Annotated in this window: 3 protein-coding genes; all 3 read right to left on the reverse strand. The window is 40.0% G+C overall.

The features are described from left to right. A partial coding sequence (locus HMPREF9999_RS02660; RefSeq protein ID WP_009436769.1) for a hypothetical protein occupies positions 1-853 on the reverse strand: 853 nt, incomplete at its 3' end. A gap of 9 nt (positions 854-862) precedes the next feature. Then, on the reverse strand, positions 863-1,153 hold the full coding sequence (locus tag HMPREF9999_RS02665; RefSeq protein ID WP_009436770.1) for a hypothetical protein: 291 nt from the start codon (positions 1,151-1,153) through the stop codon (positions 863-865). Continuing rightward, positions 1,138-1,426 (reverse strand): hypothetical protein (locus tag HMPREF9999_RS10425; protein WP_009436771.1); only part of this gene is annotated, 289 nt, incomplete at its 5' end. The genes HMPREF9999_RS02665 and HMPREF9999_RS10425, both read right to left, overlap by 16 nt.

Raw genomic sequence — 1,426 nt, forward strand, 5'->3', positions numbered from 1 at the left:
AGTCTCCTTGAAGAAGTGGGTGGAACACACTTCGATAACTTCCAATGCCATCGGGATCAGCCTCTCTGAAGATAAAACGATCTATTACCTCAGCCGTATTTGGGTCAATAGCCTGAAATCCTGAAGAACTAATACCTATAATGGCTTTATCTTCTTTTCGAAGATAACAACGACCAATGCCTTCAACAATCTTATATTGAGGCTTCTCTTCGTCTGCGGGATTACATGAGAGTTGGTATACCTGCTTACCTGTCGTAATATCAAGAGCGATTAGACGGGCGAAGTCAGTCTTAAACCAAAGCAAATCACCGACTATCCCTAGTATTTTGACAATGCGATCTACTTCCCCCGGCATGCAGACATTATCTTCACCAAGATCCACAAAAGGGAATGACCATAGCACCTCAGTACTATTATCAATACGCCTAATTTCTTTCTTGCGTAAATTATCGTATGCGATTATCACATCATCTTCGACATACAGCATATATGGTATGGATTCAGATAAAATAGGACGTGCATCAATAGGGGACGCATAATTGTAATACGTTTGAAAAGTTGCCAAGTCCAACAAATGCGTACCAATATACTGAGTTTGTTCATTTAAGAGGTTCGTATTTCCTCCTATTTCTTTCACAAGTACATGCTCCCTGTATAACTCAAATCTTCCTGAACTATACCAAACATACCTATGCGTTCCTCTAAAAGAGAGATCACAAGGCGCCTCTCCTTTCTCTAGAGCCACTCCGTCAAGGACTAAATAACTCCGTCCTTTTCTCTCATAGCTATAATCCCCATTTTGAGGACAAAATCCAGCTACATTTTCTATTCTAGTTTGTTTGATATAATCCATATCAAAAGATCAGTTAGTTGTTTGTATGATATTTCTAAATATCTGGAATGCTGAAGCGCTAGAAAGTCCCTGTGCTCGACAAATACGCTCTAAGTCAGCAAAAGTACCGATTCCCATGTTTATCCAGACATTTCTATTTGCATTAAATACACTTCTTGCGTCTTTCGCAATGGCTCGTTCGAGTTGGGCAATTATCTGCTCACGCGTAACTCCTCTACCACCTTGTTGTATGATATAGAGTTTGTCAAAACTATCAATATTCTCGAGGTAGGCTTTAAACTGGCCTAAATCTCCGAACATATTGCTAGCTCTAGAATAGTTCTTGGTGCAACAAAGATGTAGATTCCCTCTCCATCTTGATTTTTAATTTTCCATTTGGCGTCAAATCTGAAGTTCCCAGAACCGGCTGCATGAGAGATTAAATCTTCAAGTTCCAGATCCGAAAGTCTCCTGCTATACTTAGCGGAGATATACTTCTCCGGATGTCGAATAACCTCCAACGTGGTTGCCCCGGCTTTGAATTTATCCTTCGTCTGCATCATCTCATTAATAAATGCAGACATTTGTTCTTCT

Source organism: Alloprevotella sp. oral taxon 473 str. F0040 (genome assembly GCF_000318095.2).
Lineage (GTDB): Bacteria > Bacteroidota > Bacteroidia > Bacteroidales > Bacteroidaceae > Alloprevotella.